Annotated in this window: 18 protein-coding genes; 13 read left to right on the forward strand and 5 right to left on the reverse strand. The window is 66.4% G+C overall.

Going from position 1 to position 15,268, the window contains the following annotated elements; all coding sequences use genetic code 11:
* Window positions 1–71: 71 nt before the first annotated feature.
* The 4 genes from hpf to IB258_RS20215 all read left to right on the forward strand — a co-directional run bounded on the left by hpf (window position 72) and on the right by IB258_RS20215 (window position 3,633).
* A complete protein-coding gene (hpf, locus tag IB258_RS20200) occupies window positions 72–410 on the forward strand; it encodes a ribosome hibernation-promoting factor, HPF/YfiA family (RefSeq protein ID WP_013396726.1) in 339 nt (112 codons plus the stop codon).
* 363 nt (window positions 411–773) lie between these two features.
* Complete coding sequence (locus IB258_RS20205) at window positions 774–1,229, forward strand: PTS sugar transporter subunit IIA (protein WP_006389881.1); 456 nt, start codon at window positions 774–776, stop codon at window positions 1,227–1,229.
* A 21-nt stretch (window positions 1,230–1,250) separates the two neighbouring features.
* Window positions 1,251–2,177: an HPr(Ser) kinase/phosphatase gene (hprK, locus tag IB258_RS20210; RefSeq protein WP_013396727.1), complete on the forward strand. Its 927-nt coding sequence runs from the start codon at window positions 1,251–1,253 to the stop codon at window positions 2,175–2,177.
* Between the two features lie 22 nt (window positions 2,178–2,199).
* A complete protein-coding gene (locus IB258_RS20215; protein WP_192353112.1) occupies window positions 2,200–3,633 on the forward strand; it encodes a PLP-dependent aminotransferase family protein in 1,434 nt (477 codons plus the stop codon).
* A gap of 7 nt (window positions 3,634–3,640) precedes the next feature.
* On the opposite strand, the gene IB258_RS20220 is transcribed toward IB258_RS20215, so the two are convergent.
* Together IB258_RS20220 and IB258_RS20225 are read right to left on the reverse strand one after the other, a co-directional pair.
* A complete protein-coding gene (locus IB258_RS20220) occupies window positions 3,641–4,924 on the reverse strand; it encodes a cytochrome c (RefSeq protein WP_054457767.1) in 1,284 nt (427 codons plus the stop codon).
* Window positions 4,925–4,936: 12 nt separating this feature from the next.
* Entirely contained in the window at window positions 4,937–5,689 is a 753-nt protein-coding gene (locus tag IB258_RS20225) for a c-type cytochrome (RefSeq protein ID WP_192353113.1), read from the reverse strand.
* 184 nt (window positions 5,690–5,873) lie between these two features.
* Between IB258_RS20225 and rapZ the strand changes: the two genes are divergently transcribed.
* On the forward strand, window positions 5,874–6,746 hold the full coding sequence (gene rapZ / locus IB258_RS20230; protein ID WP_054457793.1) for an RNase adapter RapZ: 873 nt from the start codon (window positions 5,874–5,876) through the stop codon (window positions 6,744–6,746).
* On the forward strand, window positions 6,743–7,705 hold the full coding sequence (locus IB258_RS20235) for a septal ring lytic transglycosylase RlpA family protein (protein ID WP_054457769.1): 963 nt from the start codon (window positions 6,743–6,745) through the stop codon (window positions 7,703–7,705). Before rapZ ends, IB258_RS20235 begins: the two co-directional genes overlap by 4 nt.
* A gap of 30 nt (window positions 7,706–7,735) precedes the next feature.
* On the opposite strand, the gene IB258_RS20240 is transcribed toward IB258_RS20235, so the two are convergent.
* Both IB258_RS20240 and rsmI read right to left on the reverse strand, forming a co-directional pair.
* Entirely contained in the window at window positions 7,736–8,320 is a 585-nt protein-coding gene (locus tag IB258_RS20240) for a methylated-DNA--[protein]-cysteine S-methyltransferase (RefSeq protein ID WP_175182291.1), read from the reverse strand.
* Between the two features lie 3 nt (window positions 8,321–8,323).
* Window positions 8,324–9,259 (reverse strand): 16S rRNA (cytidine(1402)-2'-O)-methyltransferase, encoded by a 936-nt coding sequence (gene rsmI / locus IB258_RS20245; protein ID WP_054457771.1) that lies wholly within the window; start codon window positions 9,257–9,259, stop codon window positions 8,324–8,326.
* 66 nt (window positions 9,260–9,325) lie between these two features.
* Between rsmI and IB258_RS20250 the strand changes: the two genes are divergently transcribed.
* From IB258_RS20250 to IB258_RS20265, 4 genes are all read left to right on the forward strand, one after another.
* On the forward strand, window positions 9,326–9,808 hold the full coding sequence (locus IB258_RS20250) for a YraN family protein (RefSeq protein ID WP_175213029.1): 483 nt from the start codon (window positions 9,326–9,328) through the stop codon (window positions 9,806–9,808).
* A gap of 87 nt (window positions 9,809–9,895) precedes the next feature.
* Window positions 9,896–10,489 carry a phosphoheptose isomerase gene (locus tag IB258_RS20255; protein WP_054457773.1) on the forward strand — a complete coding sequence of 198 codons (594 nt, stop codon included), beginning with the start codon at window positions 9,896–9,898 and terminating at the stop codon, window positions 10,487–10,489.
* Window positions 10,486–11,226: a BON domain-containing protein gene (locus IB258_RS20260; RefSeq protein WP_119450186.1), complete on the forward strand. Its 741-nt coding sequence runs from the start codon at window positions 10,486–10,488 to the stop codon at window positions 11,224–11,226. Before IB258_RS20255 ends, IB258_RS20260 begins: the two co-directional genes overlap by 4 nt.
* Window positions 11,223–11,717, forward strand: coding sequence for a peroxiredoxin (locus IB258_RS20265; RefSeq protein WP_054457775.1), 495 nt, complete (start codon window positions 11,223–11,225; stop codon window positions 11,715–11,717). Before IB258_RS20260 ends, IB258_RS20265 begins: the two co-directional genes overlap by 4 nt.
* A 133-nt stretch (window positions 11,718–11,850) precedes the next feature.
* On the opposite strand, the gene IB258_RS20270 is transcribed toward IB258_RS20265, so the two are convergent.
* Entirely contained in the window at window positions 11,851–12,639 is a 789-nt protein-coding gene (locus tag IB258_RS20270) for a MetQ/NlpA family ABC transporter substrate-binding protein (RefSeq protein ID WP_054457776.1), read from the reverse strand.
* A gap of 265 nt (window positions 12,640–12,904) precedes the next feature.
* Here IB258_RS20270 and argB point away from each other — a divergent pair, with 265 nt between their 5' ends.
* Genes argB through slmA form a run of 3 tightly spaced genes read left to right on the forward strand, consistent with a single transcriptional unit; the run spans window position 12,905 to window position 15,185 of the window.
* On the forward strand, window positions 12,905–13,807 hold the full coding sequence (gene argB, locus IB258_RS20275) for an acetylglutamate kinase (protein WP_013396740.1): 903 nt from the start codon (window positions 12,905–12,907) through the stop codon (window positions 13,805–13,807).
* Window positions 13,807–14,553, forward strand: coding sequence for a pyrimidine 5'-nucleotidase (locus IB258_RS20280; RefSeq protein ID WP_192353114.1), 747 nt, complete (start codon window positions 13,807–13,809; stop codon window positions 14,551–14,553). Before argB ends, IB258_RS20280 begins: the two co-directional genes overlap by 1 nt.
* A gap of 56 nt (window positions 14,554–14,609) precedes the next feature.
* Window positions 14,610–15,185: a nucleoid occlusion factor SlmA gene (slmA, locus tag IB258_RS20285; protein WP_192353115.1), complete on the forward strand. Its 576-nt coding sequence runs from the start codon at window positions 14,610–14,612 to the stop codon at window positions 15,183–15,185.
* Window positions 15,186–15,268: the final 83 nt, after the last annotated feature.

Here is a 15,268-nt window from a genome sequence, read left to right on the forward strand (position 1 = left end):
AGGAGAACGCCTAACGAATCAGCCGCGCTTTTTGCGCACCCTTTTTTCCTCTTTTAGAAGGAGAGCACACTATGAACCTGAGCATCTGCGGTCGTCACCTCGACGTCACCCCGGCCATCCGGGAATATGTCATGAACAAACTGGCGCGAGTGCTGCGGCATTTCGATCACGTCATCGATACCCAGGTCATGCTCTCGGTAGAGCCCCTGCGGCATAGAGCCGAAATCACCATGCGTCTAAGCGGTAAGGACATTCATTGTGAAGCAACCGATGAAAACCTCTATGCAGCCATAGACCTTCTTGCTGACAAAGTCGACCGTCAGGTCATCAAGCACAAGGACAAGGTACGAAGTCACACGGCGGAGTCCGTGAAGCGGCAAGCGGCAAATCTAACGCCACCCCAGCAGTAACGCGCTTCATGAGCACTCGCACTGCGAGACTAGCTAAACAGCGATTCTAGAAATCCTGCCTGAGTCCCGGTGTCCCGCTAGACGCAACGTCCAGCTGGGGCATCGGCAAACTTCCCCTCCTTGTAGTACCTCCCGCAGTACCCCCCCTTATTTGTCCCCTATTCCCGGTTCCGCCGGCGATTCCGTTTTTCCAGGTTTCCGACGCTTTCCCCAGGGCCAACCCCGCCGCCGGGAGCAAGAATGCCCACAATCCGCCGCTATCGGTCTATGCTGTCGCTCTTGCCGCCCCATGATGCGACCGAGCCGAGGACGCATCTCAGAGGCCGATTATTGCAGTGCGTCATATAACCATATAATGACCCGATGAATCATTTGTCGCGCATCCTACCCGCCGGCAACGTCGTGCTCGATATGCTCGCAACGAGCAAGAAACGTGCGTTCGAACAGGCCGGCCTTCTCTTTGAAAACAACCATGGCCTGGCGCGCGCGCTCGTCTTCGACAGCCTGTTCGCCCGGGAACGCCTGGGCTCCACCGCGCTCGGGCAGGGCGTGGCGGTGCCGCATGGCCGGGTGAAGGGCCTGGAACAGGCCCTGGCGGCCTTCATCCGCCTGGCCCAGCCCATCACTTTCGATGCGCCTGACGGGCAGCCCGTGTCGATGCTGCTTTGCCTGCTGGTGCCGGAAACGGCCACGCAGCAGCACCTGGACATCCTGGCCGAACTGGCGCAGCTCATGTCGAACAAGGCCTTGCGCGAGGCCCTGGCCACAGAGCCCGATCCCGCTGTCGTCCACAAGATGCTCACGACCGGCCAACTCTGAACTCCACGCGGAAGCGCAGCCATGCTCACGGTGCAGGAACTCGTCGACGACAACGCCGACAAAATCCCCTTTAACTGGATTTCCGGCCAAGGCGCCGCGGACCGCGCAATTCCCGACGACGGCATGTCGGCCGCGGACCTCGTCGGCCACTTGAACCTGATCCATCCGTCCCGCATCCAGGTGTTCGGACAGGAAGAGCTGGCGTACTACACCCGCTTCGACCTGCGCCGCCGCATGCATCACATGGACGAGCTGCTGATCGGCGGCGTGCCCGCCATCCTGCTGGCCGACGGCCTGACCCCGCCGCAAGACCTCATCGACCAGTGCGACCAGCATCAGGTGCCGCTGCTCTCCACGCCGGTGGCGGCGGCGCAGTTGATTGACCTGCTGCGCATCTACCTGGGCAAGAAGCTGGCGCCCACCACCACCGTGCACGGCGTGTTCCTGGACGTGCTGGGGCTGGGCGTGCTGATCACCGGCGAATCCGGTCTGGGCAAGAGCGAACTGGCGCTGGAACTGATCTCGCGCGGACACGGCCTGGTGGCCGACGATGCCGTGGAGTTCTCGCGCACGGCCCCCAACATGATCGAAGGCCACTGTCCGCAGCTGCTGCAGAACCTGCTGGAAGTGCGCGGCCTGGGCTTGCTCGACATCCGCACCATCTTCGGCGAGACCTCCGTGCGCCGCAAGATGCGCCTCAAGCTCATCGTGCACCTGGTGCGCGCCACCGCACAGGACAAGTTCGAGCGCCTGCCGCTGCAGGACATCACGCAGGACATGCTGGGCCTGCCGGTGCGCAAGGTCATGCTGCAAGTGGCCGCGGGCCGCAACCTGGCGGTGCTGGTCGAGGCCGCCGTGCGCAACACCATCCTGAAGCTGCGCGGCATCGACACGCTGGGCGAATTCATGGAACGCCAGGCCATGGCGATCCTGCAAAGCAGCAAGTAGGCGCACATCGGCCGGCGGCACCTTGAGCCTGTATGAAACTCTGGCCGCCGAGATCGCCAAGTCGATCCGCGACGGCGTATTGCGCGCGGGCGACAAGCTGCCCTCCGTGCGGGACGCGTGCGCGGCGCGCGGCCTCAGTCCGTCGACGGTGTTCCAGGCCTACTATCTGCTGGAAGCGCGCGGCCTGATCCGGGCGCAGCCGCGCTCCGGCTATTACGTCAACGCCCCTGCCGCATCCCTGCCGCCCGAACCCGGCGCCTCCAGTCCGGACGGAGAGTCGACGGAGCTCGCGATCAGCGAACGCATCTTCGACATCCTCGGCTCGGTGCGCAACCGCGACGTGACGCCGCTGGGCTCCGCCTTCCCTTCCCCGCTGCTGTTTCCGCTGCCGCGGCTGGCCCAGGCCATGGCCGTGCACCTCAAGCGCCAGGATCCGCTGGACACGGTGGAAGACCTGGCGCCGGGCAATCCCGGCCTGCGCCGCCAGATCGCGCTGCGCTACCTGATCGGCGGCATCAACGTGCCGGCCAGCGACATCGTCGTCACCAACGGCGCGCTGGAAGCGCTGAATCTCTGCCTGCAGGCGGTCACGCAGCCCGGCGACACGGTCATGGTCGAGGCCCCCACGTTCTATGGCGCCTTGCAGGCGCTTGAGCGCCATGGACTGAAGGCGCTGGAAATACCGACGCATCCGCGCACCGGCATCGACCTGGACGCGATGCAGGCCGCCATCGAGCGTCATGCGCCGCGCGCCTGCTGGCTGATGACGCAATTCCAGAACCCGCTGGGCAGCCTGATGCCCGATGAGAAAAAGCGGCAACTGGTCCAGCTGCTTGCACGCCACGACATTCCGTTGATCGAAGACGATGTATACGGCGAGCTGTATTTCGGATCGGTGCGCCCGGTACCCGCCAAGGCCTATGACACCCAGGGGCTGGTGCTGCATTGCTCGTCGTTTTCGAAGTGCCTGGCGCCGGGCTACCGCATCGGCTGGACCTCGGCCGGCCGCTACACGCAACGCGTGCAGCGCCTGAAACTGTCGTCGACGCTATCGGCGTCCGGCCCCGCCCAGGGCGCCATCGCCGAATACCTGGAACAGGGCGGCTATGACCGCCACCTGCGCCGCCTGCGCGAAACGCTGCAGACACAGCAGCAGCGCATGGCCGAGGCGATCGCCCAGGAATTCCCGGCCGGTACGCGCGTGACGCGTCCGCAAGGCGGGTTCTTCCTGTGGCTGGAACTGCCGGCCGCGGTGGATGCGCTGACGCTGCATCGCCAGGCGCTGGCGCGCGGCATCAGCGTGGCGCCGGGACCGATCTTTTCGGCCAGCGGCCAGTTCGGCAGCGCGCTGCGCCTGAACTACGGGCATCCTTGGGACGCCGCTACGCAGGCCGCCATCCGCGTGCTGGGGGAGTTGGCGCGCGAGGCCTGCGCACAGGCCGTCAAAGCGCGCTGATTCCGCGTCAGTTCAGCGTCGATGCGGCGCGCGCCCGCTTGACTTCCAGCGGTGTCACACCGCCCGCCTCATTGCCCCAGCTATTGCGGATGTACGTCACCAGCATCGCGATGTCGCCGTCGTTGAGCAGTTGTCCGAAGGGCGGCATGCCGTGCGGCCGCGGATTCGCCGCCGTGGCCGGCGCGTAGCCGCCATCCAGCACCATGCGGATCGCGTTGACGGGCGACGGCGCCGTCACGGTCGGATTGCCGGCCAGCGCGGGCCACGCCGTGCCGCTGCCTTCGCCCGCGGATTGATGGCATTGGACACATTGCTGGCGGTAGATCTTGCCGCCCAGCTCCATGGCCGCCGGCGCGACAGCCGTCCGCGTGCGTTCCGTTGAGGCCGCCGTGGCGGGCAGGGATTTGATGTAGACGCCGATGGCCAGCGCGTCAGCGTCGGTCAGGTGCTGTGTGCTGCCCAGCACCACTTCGGCCATGGGCCCGCTGGCGCTGGAATGCTTCGAAATGCCAGTCTTGAGCAAGGCTGCAATGTCTTCGGCGGACCATCTGCCCATGCCGGTTTCCATGTCGTTGGTGAGCGGCGGAGCGTACCAATCCAGCACCGGAATCACACCGCCGGCCAACGGGTCGGCCGAACGCAACGCCCCCAGGCTATTGCGCGGCGTATGGCAGGCGGCGCAATGCCCCAGCCCTTCGACCAGATAGCGGCCGCGGTTCCACTGCACCGATTGCCCCGCGTCGGCCTCCTGCACGCCCGGCTTGAAGTACAGCGCGCGCCAGGCGGCCAGCAGCGCCCGCTGGTCATAGGGGAATTCCATCTCGGGCGGCCGGTTGGGCTGGTCCACGGGCGCCACGGTACGCAGATAGGCGTACAACGCGTCGGAATCGGCGCGCGTCACGCGCGTGTATTCGGTGTAGGGGAAAGCGGGATACAGCAGCGTGCCGTCGCGCGATTTGCCGTTGTGCAGCGCCTGCCAGAAATCATCCGCGGTCCACGCGCCTATGCCGGTTTTTTCGTCGGGCGTGAGGTTCGGGCCGTAGACCGTGCCGAACGGCGTGGGGATGGGCGTGCCGCCCGCCAGCGCCTTGCCGCCGCGGCTGGTGTGGCAGGCCATGCAATTGCCGGCAAGCGCAAGGTAGCGGCCGCGCTCCACCAGCGTCGCGGTATCGGCCGCGGCCGCGGCGGGACCGGTGCTGGCGTCGTCGCGCGTACCGAACCAGTAGAGGCCGCCGAGGGCGACGACCGCGAGCAGCAACAGGAGGGACAGGACTTTCTTCATGATCGACATCCGGCCTCTCCCTTACCGTTGCGCCTGGCTGCCGCATTCCGCGGGCAGGCGTATCGAATCCGCGGCCTCTGGCGCGTAGGGTTCCACGACGGGTTGCGAGGACAGCCACGCGGCCAGCGCGCCGATGTCCTGGGGAGTGAGTTTGTTGGAGATGTCGGCCATGCAGTCCGGCTCGGCCGCGCGGCGCAGGCCGTTCTTCCAGCTGCCGATCTGCGAACCGATGTAGTCGCGCGGCAGCCCAAGCAAGCCGGGAATGGCGGGCAGCACGCCGCCCAGGGCGGCGCCGTGACAGGCAGCACAGGCGGGCAGGCCGCGCGCCGCGTCGCCATCCAGGGCCAGCTTGCGCCCGGCCTCCAGGGTGGCGGCGGAGACATCGGCGCGGGTCGGCGCCGGATACGGCACATGCTGCGAAGAGAAATACGCGGCGATCTCGCGCAGGTAGTCGTCGGGCAGCCCGGTCAGCAGGTGCGTCATGGGCCGGTACTGACGCCGGTCGTCGCGGAAATTGAGCAACTGGTGGTACAGGTACTCCTGCGGCTTGCCGGCCAGGCGCGGATAGTAGCCATCGGCGCCGGCCTTGCCCTGCGCGCCATGACAGGCCGTACAGGCGGCAACCCGGGCGTCCATGGTGTCCGGACGCAGGATTTCCTGGGGCGCGGGCTGGGCCGGCGCGGGCGCTGCGAGGAAGGCGGCAGCCACCCCAAATAGGGAAATTGCCCAAAAACGCGGCAGTGAAACACTACGAAAGGAAATGAAGGCTAACATCTAGGTCGAATTCCATTCCCCCGAAACGCATGACGGCGGGGCGCGTATGTGAATCTGTCGAGTATCCGGCCCCCAGCTTACGCCAGGGGGACCAAAGCGGTACAGGCGCAGATTGGCAGTTTACGGCCATATCAGATGTCATCCCGCCGGCATCGTCCTCGAAAAGCGTGCCACAATCATGTCCATGTTGAAAGTCGTCCTCGTCACCGGCATCTCAGGCTCAGGCAAGTCCGTCGCCCTGCGCATGCTTGAGGACGCAAGCTATACCTGCGTCGACAACCTGCCGGTGCGGTTCCTGACCGAGTTCATCGCCAACGCCCGGGATGACGGCATGGAGCGCGTAGCCGTCGCCATCGACGTCCGCTCCCCCGGCGAACTGGCCGAATTGCCCGACGTAGTCACCGCGCTGCGCGCCATGGGCACCAGCCTGCGCGTGGTCTTCCTGGACGCCAGCACGGAAACGCTGGTGCAGCGCTATTCCGAATCGCGCCGCCGCCACCCGCTGACCGACCGTCTGCAGCATGGCGGCAAGACCCCGACGCTGTCCGAGTGCATCGCCCTGGAACGCGAACTGCTCGCGCCGCTGCGCGAGCAGGAACACGTCATCGACACCTCGGACCTGACGCCGGGCCAGTTGCGAGTCTGGATCCGCGACCTGATCAAGGCCGACCGCGCGCCGCTGGTGCTGACCTTCGAATCCTTTGCCTACAAGCGCGGCGTGCCGCGCGACGCGGACCTGGTGTTCGACGTGCGCTGCCTGCCCAATCCCTACTACGACCGCGACCTGCGGCCGCTGACCGGCCGCGACGAGCCCGTGGCCGCCTGGCTGGCGGGCTTTGACCTGGTGGGGCAGATGATCGACGACATCGCCGGTTTCCTGAACCGCTGGCTGCCGCAATACACGCAAGACACCCGCAATTACCTCACGGTCGCCATCGGCTGCACCGGCGGCCAGCACCGTTCGGTCTATGTGGTCGAACAGCTGGCGCTGCGCTTTGCCGACCACGACCCGCTGCTGGTGCGCCATCGCACCCAACTGCCTGACGAATCCGCATGACCCTGTCCCGCCCGACCCGCCTGTTCGTGATGCTGCTGCTGGCCATTGCCGTGGCTGGCTGTTCTTCCACCGGCGGACGCAAGAAGGGCGGCGGGTATTACAAGGACGACGGGCCGGACGCGAATCCGCCCTCGAACCTGGACCAGGTGCCCGACGCGGTGCCCAGGATCGAACCCTACGCCAGCGGCGCGAACCGGCCGTATGTGGTGTTCGGCCAGCGCTACGTGCCGGATACCAGCGGCCAGCCCTACAAAAAGCGCGGCACCGCCTCGTGGTATGGCAAGAAGTTCCACGGCAATTCCACGTCCATCGGCGAGTCCTACGACATGTACGCCATGACGGCCGCCCACACCACGCTGCCGCTGCCCAGCTACGCCCGCGTCACCAGCATGGTCAACGGCAAGACCATCATCGTGCGGGTGAACGACCGCGGCCCGTTCCACAGCGACCGCATCATGGACCTGTCCTATGTCGCGGCGTACAAGCTGGGCATCATCGGCCCCGGCAGCGGCCAGGTGATCGTGGAAGCCATCCCCCAGGACGAGATCCGGCGGCTGGCCTCGCAAGGCGCGCCCGCCACGGCCGCGCCCGAACCCGCATCGGCGACGGGCTCCTCGCCCGTGGCCGCGCCCATCGCCGCCGTGCCGGTGGCGCTGGCGGCTGAACCCCTGCCCGGGCCCGCACCCGGTTCAGCGCCGGTGCGCCAGCCGGCCGCAGGCGGCATCGGCAGCGTCTACCTGCAAGTGGGCGCGTTCAGCCAGCCGGCCAACGCGCAATCGCTGGTCAGCCGCATCAACACGCAGCTGGGCGCCGCAGGCGCGCCGCCCGCGTCGGTCGAGCAGTCAAATAACCTCTATCGGGTCAAGATCGGCCCCTACCCCGACCGGCAGAGCGCCTTGGACGCCGTGCAGATCGTGTCGGACCGCATCGGCATCCTGCCCAGCATCGCCTCGCAGTAGCAAGCCTCAAGACCTATCGAGGCTGCCCGCCTACCAAGGCAGTTCGGCCTGCCCGTCGCACACGCGGCGCGCGCTAGCGCTGCGGCTGCGGTAGCGATTGCCTTCATGCGCCAGCAAGGCCTGCTTGCGCGGCAGGCCGCCGCCGAAGCCGGTCAGCGAGGTGTCGGCCCCGATCACACGATGGCAGGGAATGATGATGCTGATCGGATTGCGCCCGACGGCGCCGCCGACCGCCTGCGCGCCCTTGGGCCGCCCCACGGTGCGCGCCAGATCGCCGTAGCTGGCCAGCACCCCGAACTCCAGATCGCACAGGGCATGCCAGACCTGGTGCTGGAAAGTGGTGCCGACGGGGTCCAGCGCCACGTCGAAGACGCGGCGCTGGCCCGCGAACCATTCTTCCAGTTCGCGGCGCGCCTGCTCCAGGATGGGATCCGAGTCCGTGAGAATCCAGCCATCCGCCGCGGGCAGCAGTTCCTGGTCGGTGAACCAGGCGCCGCGCAGGCCCTTGGGACTGGCGACCAGGCGCATGTCGCCCAGCGGCGTAGGAATGTCGCGATAGACCAGGCGTTCGTCGGGATCCGCGGGCTTGTTGGACACGATAGTCGAATACACCATGTCTTACTCCGCCGATTTCTTGCGGGCCAGCGCCCGGTTGTACAGCACGTCCCGCGGCAGGCCGGAAACCTTGGCGGCCACGCGCGCGGCATCGCGCAGCGACAGCGACTCCAGCAAGGCGTCCAGCAGCGCATCGGTGCGCGGATCGGCTTCTTCATCCGCTTCCTGTTCAGCGGGCGCGTGCGCGATCAGCACGAATTCACCCTGCTCGCGGTGCGTATCCGCGGCCAGCCAGGCTGCGCCCTCGCCCATCGGGAAGGTCGCGATCTCTTCGAAGCGCTTGGTCAGTTCGCGCGCCACGGTCAGGAGCCGGTCCGGACCGCACACTTCCAGCAGGTCGGCCAGCGTAGCCGCGAGCCGATGCGGCGATTCGAACATGACGACCGGCGCGGGCAAGGCGCACCAGGTGCGCAGCCAGCGCTGGCGCGCTGCCGCCTTGGGCGGCGGAAATCCGGCAAAGGCATAGCCCGGGTTTTCGTCGGTGGTGACGCCGCTACCCATCAGCGCGGCGATGACCGCGCTGGGACCGGGCACAGGCACCACGCCGAAGCCGGCTTCACGCACGGCACGCACGATGCGTGCGCCCGGATCGCTGACGGCGGGTGCACCGGCGTCCGATACCAGCGCCACGCGCTGGCCCTGGGCCAACCGTTCGCAGATGGCCTGGGCCGCGGCGGCTTCATTGTGGCGGTGGGCGGCCATGAGCGGCGTGCCCACGCCCCAGGCGTCCAGCAAGGCGCGGCTGGCGCGCGTGTCTTCGGCGGCGATCACGTCGGCCCGCTGCAAAGCGTGCCAGGCGCGCAGCCCCAGGTCGCCCAGGTTGCCGATCGGCGTGGCCACGACATACAGCGTCGAGGCAGGCCAATGCTGCCCCGCCACGCGTTCAGAAACGCGGGACCAGGCATCTCCGGCAGGGGGAGGTGAGACATTTTGATTCATTGCAGCCTACAGACACGGGAAACCATGTCAGTGTAGCCGCCTATGCCCGCCACTTCCGGAGCACCCATGACGGACGACACCTTGCGACTGGCCTGCGAACTGGCCCTGGCGGCCCGCCGCCGCGCCGCCAGGCGCCGGCGCCGTTCCACCCGCGCAGCGCCCGCGGATCGTCCGCCGCCACGGCGCTCGCCCGCCCAACGCAAGGGCGACCACCACGAGGACGCCGCCTTGCGCCTGCTGCAGTCGCGCGGCCTGGTCCTGCTGGCGCGCAATCTGCAGACCCGCGCCGGCGAGATCGACCTGGCCATGCGCGACGGCGACACGCTGGTGTTCGTCGAGGTCCGATCGCGTGGGCCCAGCCGCTACGGTGGCGCCGCGGCCAGCATCGGGCCGGACAAGCAGGCCCGGCTGTCCCGCGCCGCGGCCCACTGGCTGCCGGAGCTGGCCCGGCGCCACTGGCGCGGCAGACTGCCGGCGGCGCGCTTTGACGCGGTCGTCTTCGACGCCGGCGATCCCCAGTGGCTGCGCGGCGCATTCTGGCAGGCCTGAAGTCCGCCCCTCCCCCGGTAACGACCTGCCTAACAGTCGTTACGCCTGGACAGAACCACGCCTCGGCCCCGTGAGATAATCGCGCCCATGGATATGACCTCTCGTATGACGTCGCACTTTCGCGACGCCATGGCTGCGTGCGAACAAAGCATGAACGTCCTGGCCGAGCCGCTGGCAGTGGCGGTGGACGTGCTGTTCGGCGCCCTGGCAAACAACGGCAAGATTCTGGCTTGCGGCAATGGCGGCTCGGCCGCCGATGCGCAACATTTCATCGCCGAACTGGTGGGCCGCTTCGAACGCGAACGCCTGCCCCTGGCCGGCATCGCCCTCAACACCGACACCTCGATCCTCACCGCGGTGGGCAACGATTACGGCTTCGACGAGATCTTCGAACGCCAGGTCAACGCCTTCGGCCAGGCCGGCGACGTGCTGGTAGCCATATCCACCAGCGGCAATTCCCCCAACGTGGTGCGCGCCATGGAAGCCGCCAGCGCCCGCGAAATGCACGTGCTTGCCCTGACGGGCAAGGGCGGTGGCGTGATGGGGGAACTCATTACGCCGATGGACGTCCATCTATGTGTTCCCAGCGATCGCACGATGCGCATCCAGGAAGTCCATATTCTGCTGCTGCACGCGCTGTGCGACGGCATTGACGCTCTTCTGCTTGGAGACACCGAATGATTTCTGACGTCCGTACCGCAGTCCGCCCGTTGATGCTCGCCGCGGCGCTCTCCACCGCCGCGCTCTCGCTGTCGGCCTGCGCGCCCCTGATCGTGGGCGGCGCGGCCGCCACCACCGCGGTCGTCGTGACGGACCGCCGCACCTCCGGCATCCAGCTCGAAGACCAGAACATGGCGTTCAAGGCGCAGAGCCAGATCTCGCAGAAGCTGGGCGACACCGCCCGCGTCAATGCCATGGCCTACGGCGGCCACCTGCTGCTGACCGGTGACGTGCCCACCGAAGAAGCCAAGAACCAGGCCACCGCCATCGCCCAGGGCGTGGAAAACGTCAAACAGGTCATCAACCAGTTGAACGTCGGCCCCATCGCCTCGTTCGGCACGCGCTCCAACGACACCTGGCTGACCTCCAAGGTCAAGACCGCCCTGCTCAACACCAAGTACGTGCCGTCCGGCACCATCGCGGTCACCACCGACCACAGCGTGGTCTACCTGATGGGCAAGGTGACGCAGGCCGAAGGCGAATATGCCGCCAACGCCACCGCCGACGTCGGCGGCGTGGCCAAGGTGGTTAAACTGTTCGAGACGATCAGCCGCGAGGAAGCCATCCGGCTGTCGAATACCGGTTCCAAGTCCAACACTTCCACGGAAACCAAAGCGCCCATCGAAAGCGGCGCCGGCGCAAGCAGCGATAACGCGGCCGGCACCAGCAGCGGCGTAGAGGCCATGCCCATCAAATGAAGAAAGCCATCATCGCGTTGGCCGTCCTGGTGGCGGTCGGCATCGGCGCCTGGTTCGTCATGCGCCCCGCCCAGACCGCGCCCGACGTCACCTTCACCACGCTGGAAGGCAAGACCTTCTCGATGCAGGACTTGCGCGGCAAGGTCGTGCTGGTCAAGTTCTGGGCCACCAGCTGCGTGACCTGTGTGAAGCAGATGCCGGAAACGATCTCGGCCTACAACGAGTACGCCGCCAAGGGCTACCAGGCGGTTGCGGTCGCCATGAACTACGACCCGCCCAACTTCGTGCTGAACTTCGCCGAAACGCGCAAGCTGCCCTTCCCGGTGGCCCTGGACACCAAGGGCGACATTGCCCGGGCCTTCGGCGACATCCGCCTCACGCCCACGGCCTTCCTGATCGACAAGCAAGGCCGCATCATCAAGCGCTACCTGGGCGAATACGACGTGGCGGAATTCCATGCCACCGTGGAAAAGGCCCTGGCGGCGGGCTGAGCGCCGCAGCCCCACAAAGGACCGCCCCGACTGGGCGGTTTTTTTTCGCCCGGCAACCGGCCCCTTCGCGACGGCGCCCAAAAGAAAAACCGCCCGATGGGCGGTTTCCAGATCAGGCCACGGCGGGCCGGAATCAGAACGCCGGAACCACGGCGCCCTTGTACTTGTCCTGGATGAACTTCTTCACCTCGGGCGTGTGCAGGGCCTGCACCAGCTTCTTGATGCCGGGCGCGTCCTTGTTGTCCGCGCGGGTCACCAGGATGTTGGCGTAGGGCGAATCCGAGCCTTCGATGAAGAGGGCGTCCTTGGTCGGGACCAGGCCGGCCTCCAGCGCGTAGTTGGTGTTGATCAGCGCCAGGTCCACGTCGTCCAGCGAGCGCGGCAGCATGGCGGCTTCCAGTTCGCGGAACTTCAGCTTCTTGGGGTTCTCGACCACGTCCGCGGCCGTCGCCAGGATGTTGGACGGATCCTTCAGCTTGATCACGCCCTGCTTCTGCAGCAGCACCAGCGCGCGGCCGCCGTTGGAGGGATCGTTCGGGATCGCGACGGTCGCGCCGTCCTTGAGCTCGGACAGGCTCTTGATCTTCTTGGAATAGCCGCCGAAGGGCTCGACGTGCACCAGCGCCACCGGCACCAGCGTGGCCTTGCGGTCCTTGTTGAAGGAATCCAGATAGGGCTTGTGCTGGAAGAAGTTGGCATCCAGCTGCTTATCCGCCAGTTGCAGGTTGGGCTGCACGTAGTCGCTGAACACCTTGATGTCGAGCTCCACGCCTTCCTTGGCCAGTTGCGGCTTCACCACTTCCAGGATCTCGGCATGGGGGACCTGGGTCGCGCCCACCACCACTTTTTCGGCATGGGCGGCGTTCGCCGCCACCAGGAACACCGACGCCGCCAGAGCGGACCGGACAAAGTTCAAACGCATGTGTTGCCTCTTTTATGGGTAAAAAATCGGGGCCGATGCCCCTGCCGGTGTGGCCCGGCCCCCTTTTGCGGGGCCGGCCGTTGCGAAATCGCCCCCAATTTACCTGAATGCCGGTTATTTGTCGGGCATATGAACATGGGTTTAAAGCATAAGAAACCTGTGGGTACTACAATCCGTCGTATGCTTGCGCTACCGCGTCACGAACGCGTTTTTGTGCAGGCATTTTTTCTAACCACTCATACGTATATTTGCCGACTTAGCTGCCATGACCGACACCCCCGACCCTGCTGCCGTTTCGTCTCCTGCTGTCAAAGCCGCTGTGCTGTCTGAAGCACTGCCGTATATCCGACGATTTCACGGCAAGACCATCGTGGTCAAGTACGGCGGCAACGCCATGACGGAAGAGCGTCTGCAGCGCAGCTTCGCGCATGACGTCGTGCTGCTGAAGCTGGTGGGTCTGAATCCGGTGGTGGTGCACGGCGGCGGTCCGCAGATCGACGACGCGCTGCGCCGCATCGGCAAGCAAGGCACCTTCATCCAGGGCATGCGCGTCACCGACGCCGAGACCATGGAAGTGGTCGAATGGGTGCTGGGCGGCCAGGTCCAGCAGGACATCGTCATGATGATCAACGAGGTCGGCGGCAAGGCCGTGGGCCTGACCGGCAAGGACGGCGGACTGATCCAGGCCCAGAAGAAGCTGATGGCCAACAAGGACAATCCGTCCGAACCCATCGACATCGGTTTCGTCGGCGACATCACCATGGTCGAGCCGGCCGTGGTCAAGGCGCTGCAGGACGACCAGTTCATCCCCGTCATCTCGCCCATCGGCTATGGCGAGGACGGCACGGCCTACAACATCAACGCCGACGTCGTCGCCGGCAAGATGGCGGAAGTGCTGGGCGCTGAAAAGCTGCTGATGCTGACCAACACCCCGGGGGTGCTGGACAAGGGCGGCAAGCTCTTGCGCAGCCTGTCGGCCCAGACCATCGACGAACTTTTCGCCGACGGCACGATCTCCGGCGGCATGCTGCCCAAGATCTCGTCCGCGCTGGACGCCGCCAAGAACGGCGTGAACTCCGTGCACATCGTCGACGGCCGCGTGCCGCACTGCCTGCTGCTGGAAATCCTGACCGACCAGGGCGTGGGCACGATGATCAGCTCGCACTGATGCGGGCACAGCGTTACCTGTTGCGGCCGGCGGTGCGCGTGCGCCGCTCGCGCCGCGCGGCCACGGGCGATTCCGAACGCCTGTGGCTGTTCGACCTGGACAACACGCTCCATGACACCTCGCACGCCATCTTCCCGAAGATCGACCACGGCATGACCATGGCCGTGGTCGAGGCGCTGAACGTCGACATCGACACTGCCAACCACCTGCGCTCGCAGTACTGGAAACGCTACGGCGCCACCATGATAGGCATGGTGCGCCATCACGGCGTGGACCCCCATGATTTCCTGCACCGCAGCCACGACTTCGACGTCGGCCCGCTGGTGCGCGCGGAAAAGGCGCTGGCCTACAAGCTGAGCCGACTGCCGGGCCGCAAGGTGCTGCTGACCAACGCGCCGCTGCACTATGCGCGTGCGGTGCTCGCGCGCCTGGGCATCCTGCGCCAGTTCGACAGCCTCTGGGCCATCGAGCACATGCGGCTGCACGGCGAGTTCCGGCCCAAGCCTTCGCCCACCCTGCTGCGCCACGTGCTGGCCCGCGAAGGCGTGCACGCGCGCAACGCGGTGCTGGTGGAAGACACCTTGGCCAATCTGCGCGGCGCGCGCCGGGCAGGGCTGCGCACGGTGCACGTGTATCACCCCGGCACGCCGTTCGCCCGCGGCCGCTCGCAGCGGCCGGCCTATGTCGACTTGCGGGTAAACTCCGTCAGTGATTTGCTGTTACGCCGACGCCCCTTGCGGGGATAGCGGCGCGCTCCTCCCCTCCCCTTCACCGTCAAGCCTGCGCGAGAGCAGACCCTTCCATGGCGAGCAAACCCGGCGAGCGCAAGACCCAGATTCTGCAAACCCTGGCCGAGATGCTGGAGCAGCCGCACGCCTCCCGCATCACCACGGCGGCCCTCGCCGCGCGCCTGGAAGTCTCTGAAGCCGCGTTGTACCGGCACTTCGCCAGCAAGGCGCAGATGTTCGAAGGGCTGATCGAATTCATCGAAACCAGCATCTTCACGCTGGTGAACCAGATCGCCATCGCCGAGCCCGAAGGCCTGACCCAGGCCCACCAGACCGTCTCCATGCTGCTGACCTTCTCGGAACGCAACAAGGGCATGACGCGCGTGCTGACCGGCGATGCGCTAGTCACGGAAGACAACCGCCTGCAGGAACGCATCAACCACATCAACGACCGCATCGAGGCGTCGTTGAAGCAATCGCTGCGCATCGCGGTCACCGATGGCGGCCTGCCGCCGCAGGCCAATGTCGCGGCGCACGCCAGCCTGCTGACGCATCTGGTGCTGGGCCGCTGGCTGCGTTACGCGCAGAGCGGCTGGCGCATCGCGCCCACGCTGCATCTGGACGAGCAGCTGCGCCTGGCGCTGGGCTGAGCGGCCGGGGCTGCCTGCCGGCCCTGGCGCGAATTAGTATCGTGAAACGATCTAATTAATTTCCCATCCGTCTCTATTTCTGC

Origin of the sequence: Achromobacter sp. ACM02 (assembly GCF_014851605.1) — a bacterium.
GTDB classification, from domain to species: Bacteria; Pseudomonadota; Gammaproteobacteria; order Burkholderiales; family Burkholderiaceae_B; genus Achromobacter; species Achromobacter aegrifaciens.

What these genes read in the sequence shown, in the direction of transcription:
- hpf (WP_013396726.1), top strand. Translation starts at nt 72, where the DNA reads ATGAACCTGAGCATCTGCGGTCGTCACCTCGACGTCACCCCGGCCATC.
- IB258_RS20205 (WP_006389881.1), top strand. Translation starts at nt 774, where the DNA reads ATGAATCATTTGTCGCGCATCCTACCCGCCGGCAACGTCGTGCTCGAT.
- hprK (WP_013396727.1), top strand. Translation starts at nt 1,251, where the DNA reads ATGCTCACGGTGCAGGAACTCGTCGACGACAACGCCGACAAAATCCCC.
- IB258_RS20220 (WP_054457767.1), bottom strand. Translation starts at nt 4,924, where the DNA reads ATGTCGATCATGAAGAAAGTCCTGTCCCTCCTGTTGCTGCTCGCGGTC.
- IB258_RS20225 (WP_192353113.1), bottom strand. Translation starts at nt 5,689, where the DNA reads ATGTTAGCCTTCATTTCCTTTCGTAGTGTTTCACTGCCGCGTTTTTGG.
- rapZ (WP_054457793.1), top strand. Translation starts at nt 5,874, where the DNA reads ATGTTGAAAGTCGTCCTCGTCACCGGCATCTCAGGCTCAGGCAAGTCC.
- IB258_RS20235 (WP_054457769.1), top strand. Translation starts at nt 6,743, where the DNA reads ATGACCCTGTCCCGCCCGACCCGCCTGTTCGTGATGCTGCTGCTGGCC.
- IB258_RS20240 (WP_175182291.1), bottom strand. Translation starts at nt 8,320, where the DNA reads ATGGTGTATTCGACTATCGTGTCCAACAAGCCCGCGGATCCCGACGAA.
- rsmI (WP_054457771.1), bottom strand. Translation starts at nt 9,259, where the DNA reads ATGAATCAAAATGTCTCACCTCCCCCTGCCGGAGATGCCTGGTCCCGC.
- IB258_RS20250 (WP_175213029.1), top strand. Translation starts at nt 9,326, where the DNA reads ATGACGGACGACACCTTGCGACTGGCCTGCGAACTGGCCCTGGCGGCC.
- IB258_RS20255 (WP_054457773.1), top strand. Translation starts at nt 9,896, where the DNA reads ATGGATATGACCTCTCGTATGACGTCGCACTTTCGCGACGCCATGGCT.
- IB258_RS20260 (WP_119450186.1), top strand. Translation starts at nt 10,486, where the DNA reads ATGATTTCTGACGTCCGTACCGCAGTCCGCCCGTTGATGCTCGCCGCG.
- IB258_RS20265 (WP_054457775.1), top strand. Translation starts at nt 11,223, where the DNA reads ATGAAGAAAGCCATCATCGCGTTGGCCGTCCTGGTGGCGGTCGGCATC.
- IB258_RS20270 (WP_054457776.1), bottom strand. Translation starts at nt 12,639, where the DNA reads ATGCGTTTGAACTTTGTCCGGTCCGCTCTGGCGGCGTCGGTGTTCCTG.
- argB (WP_013396740.1), top strand. Translation starts at nt 12,905, where the DNA reads ATGACCGACACCCCCGACCCTGCTGCCGTTTCGTCTCCTGCTGTCAAA.
- IB258_RS20280 (WP_192353114.1), top strand. Translation starts at nt 13,807, where the DNA reads ATGCGGGCACAGCGTTACCTGTTGCGGCCGGCGGTGCGCGTGCGCCGC.
- slmA (WP_192353115.1), top strand. Translation starts at nt 14,610, where the DNA reads ATGGCGAGCAAACCCGGCGAGCGCAAGACCCAGATTCTGCAAACCCTG.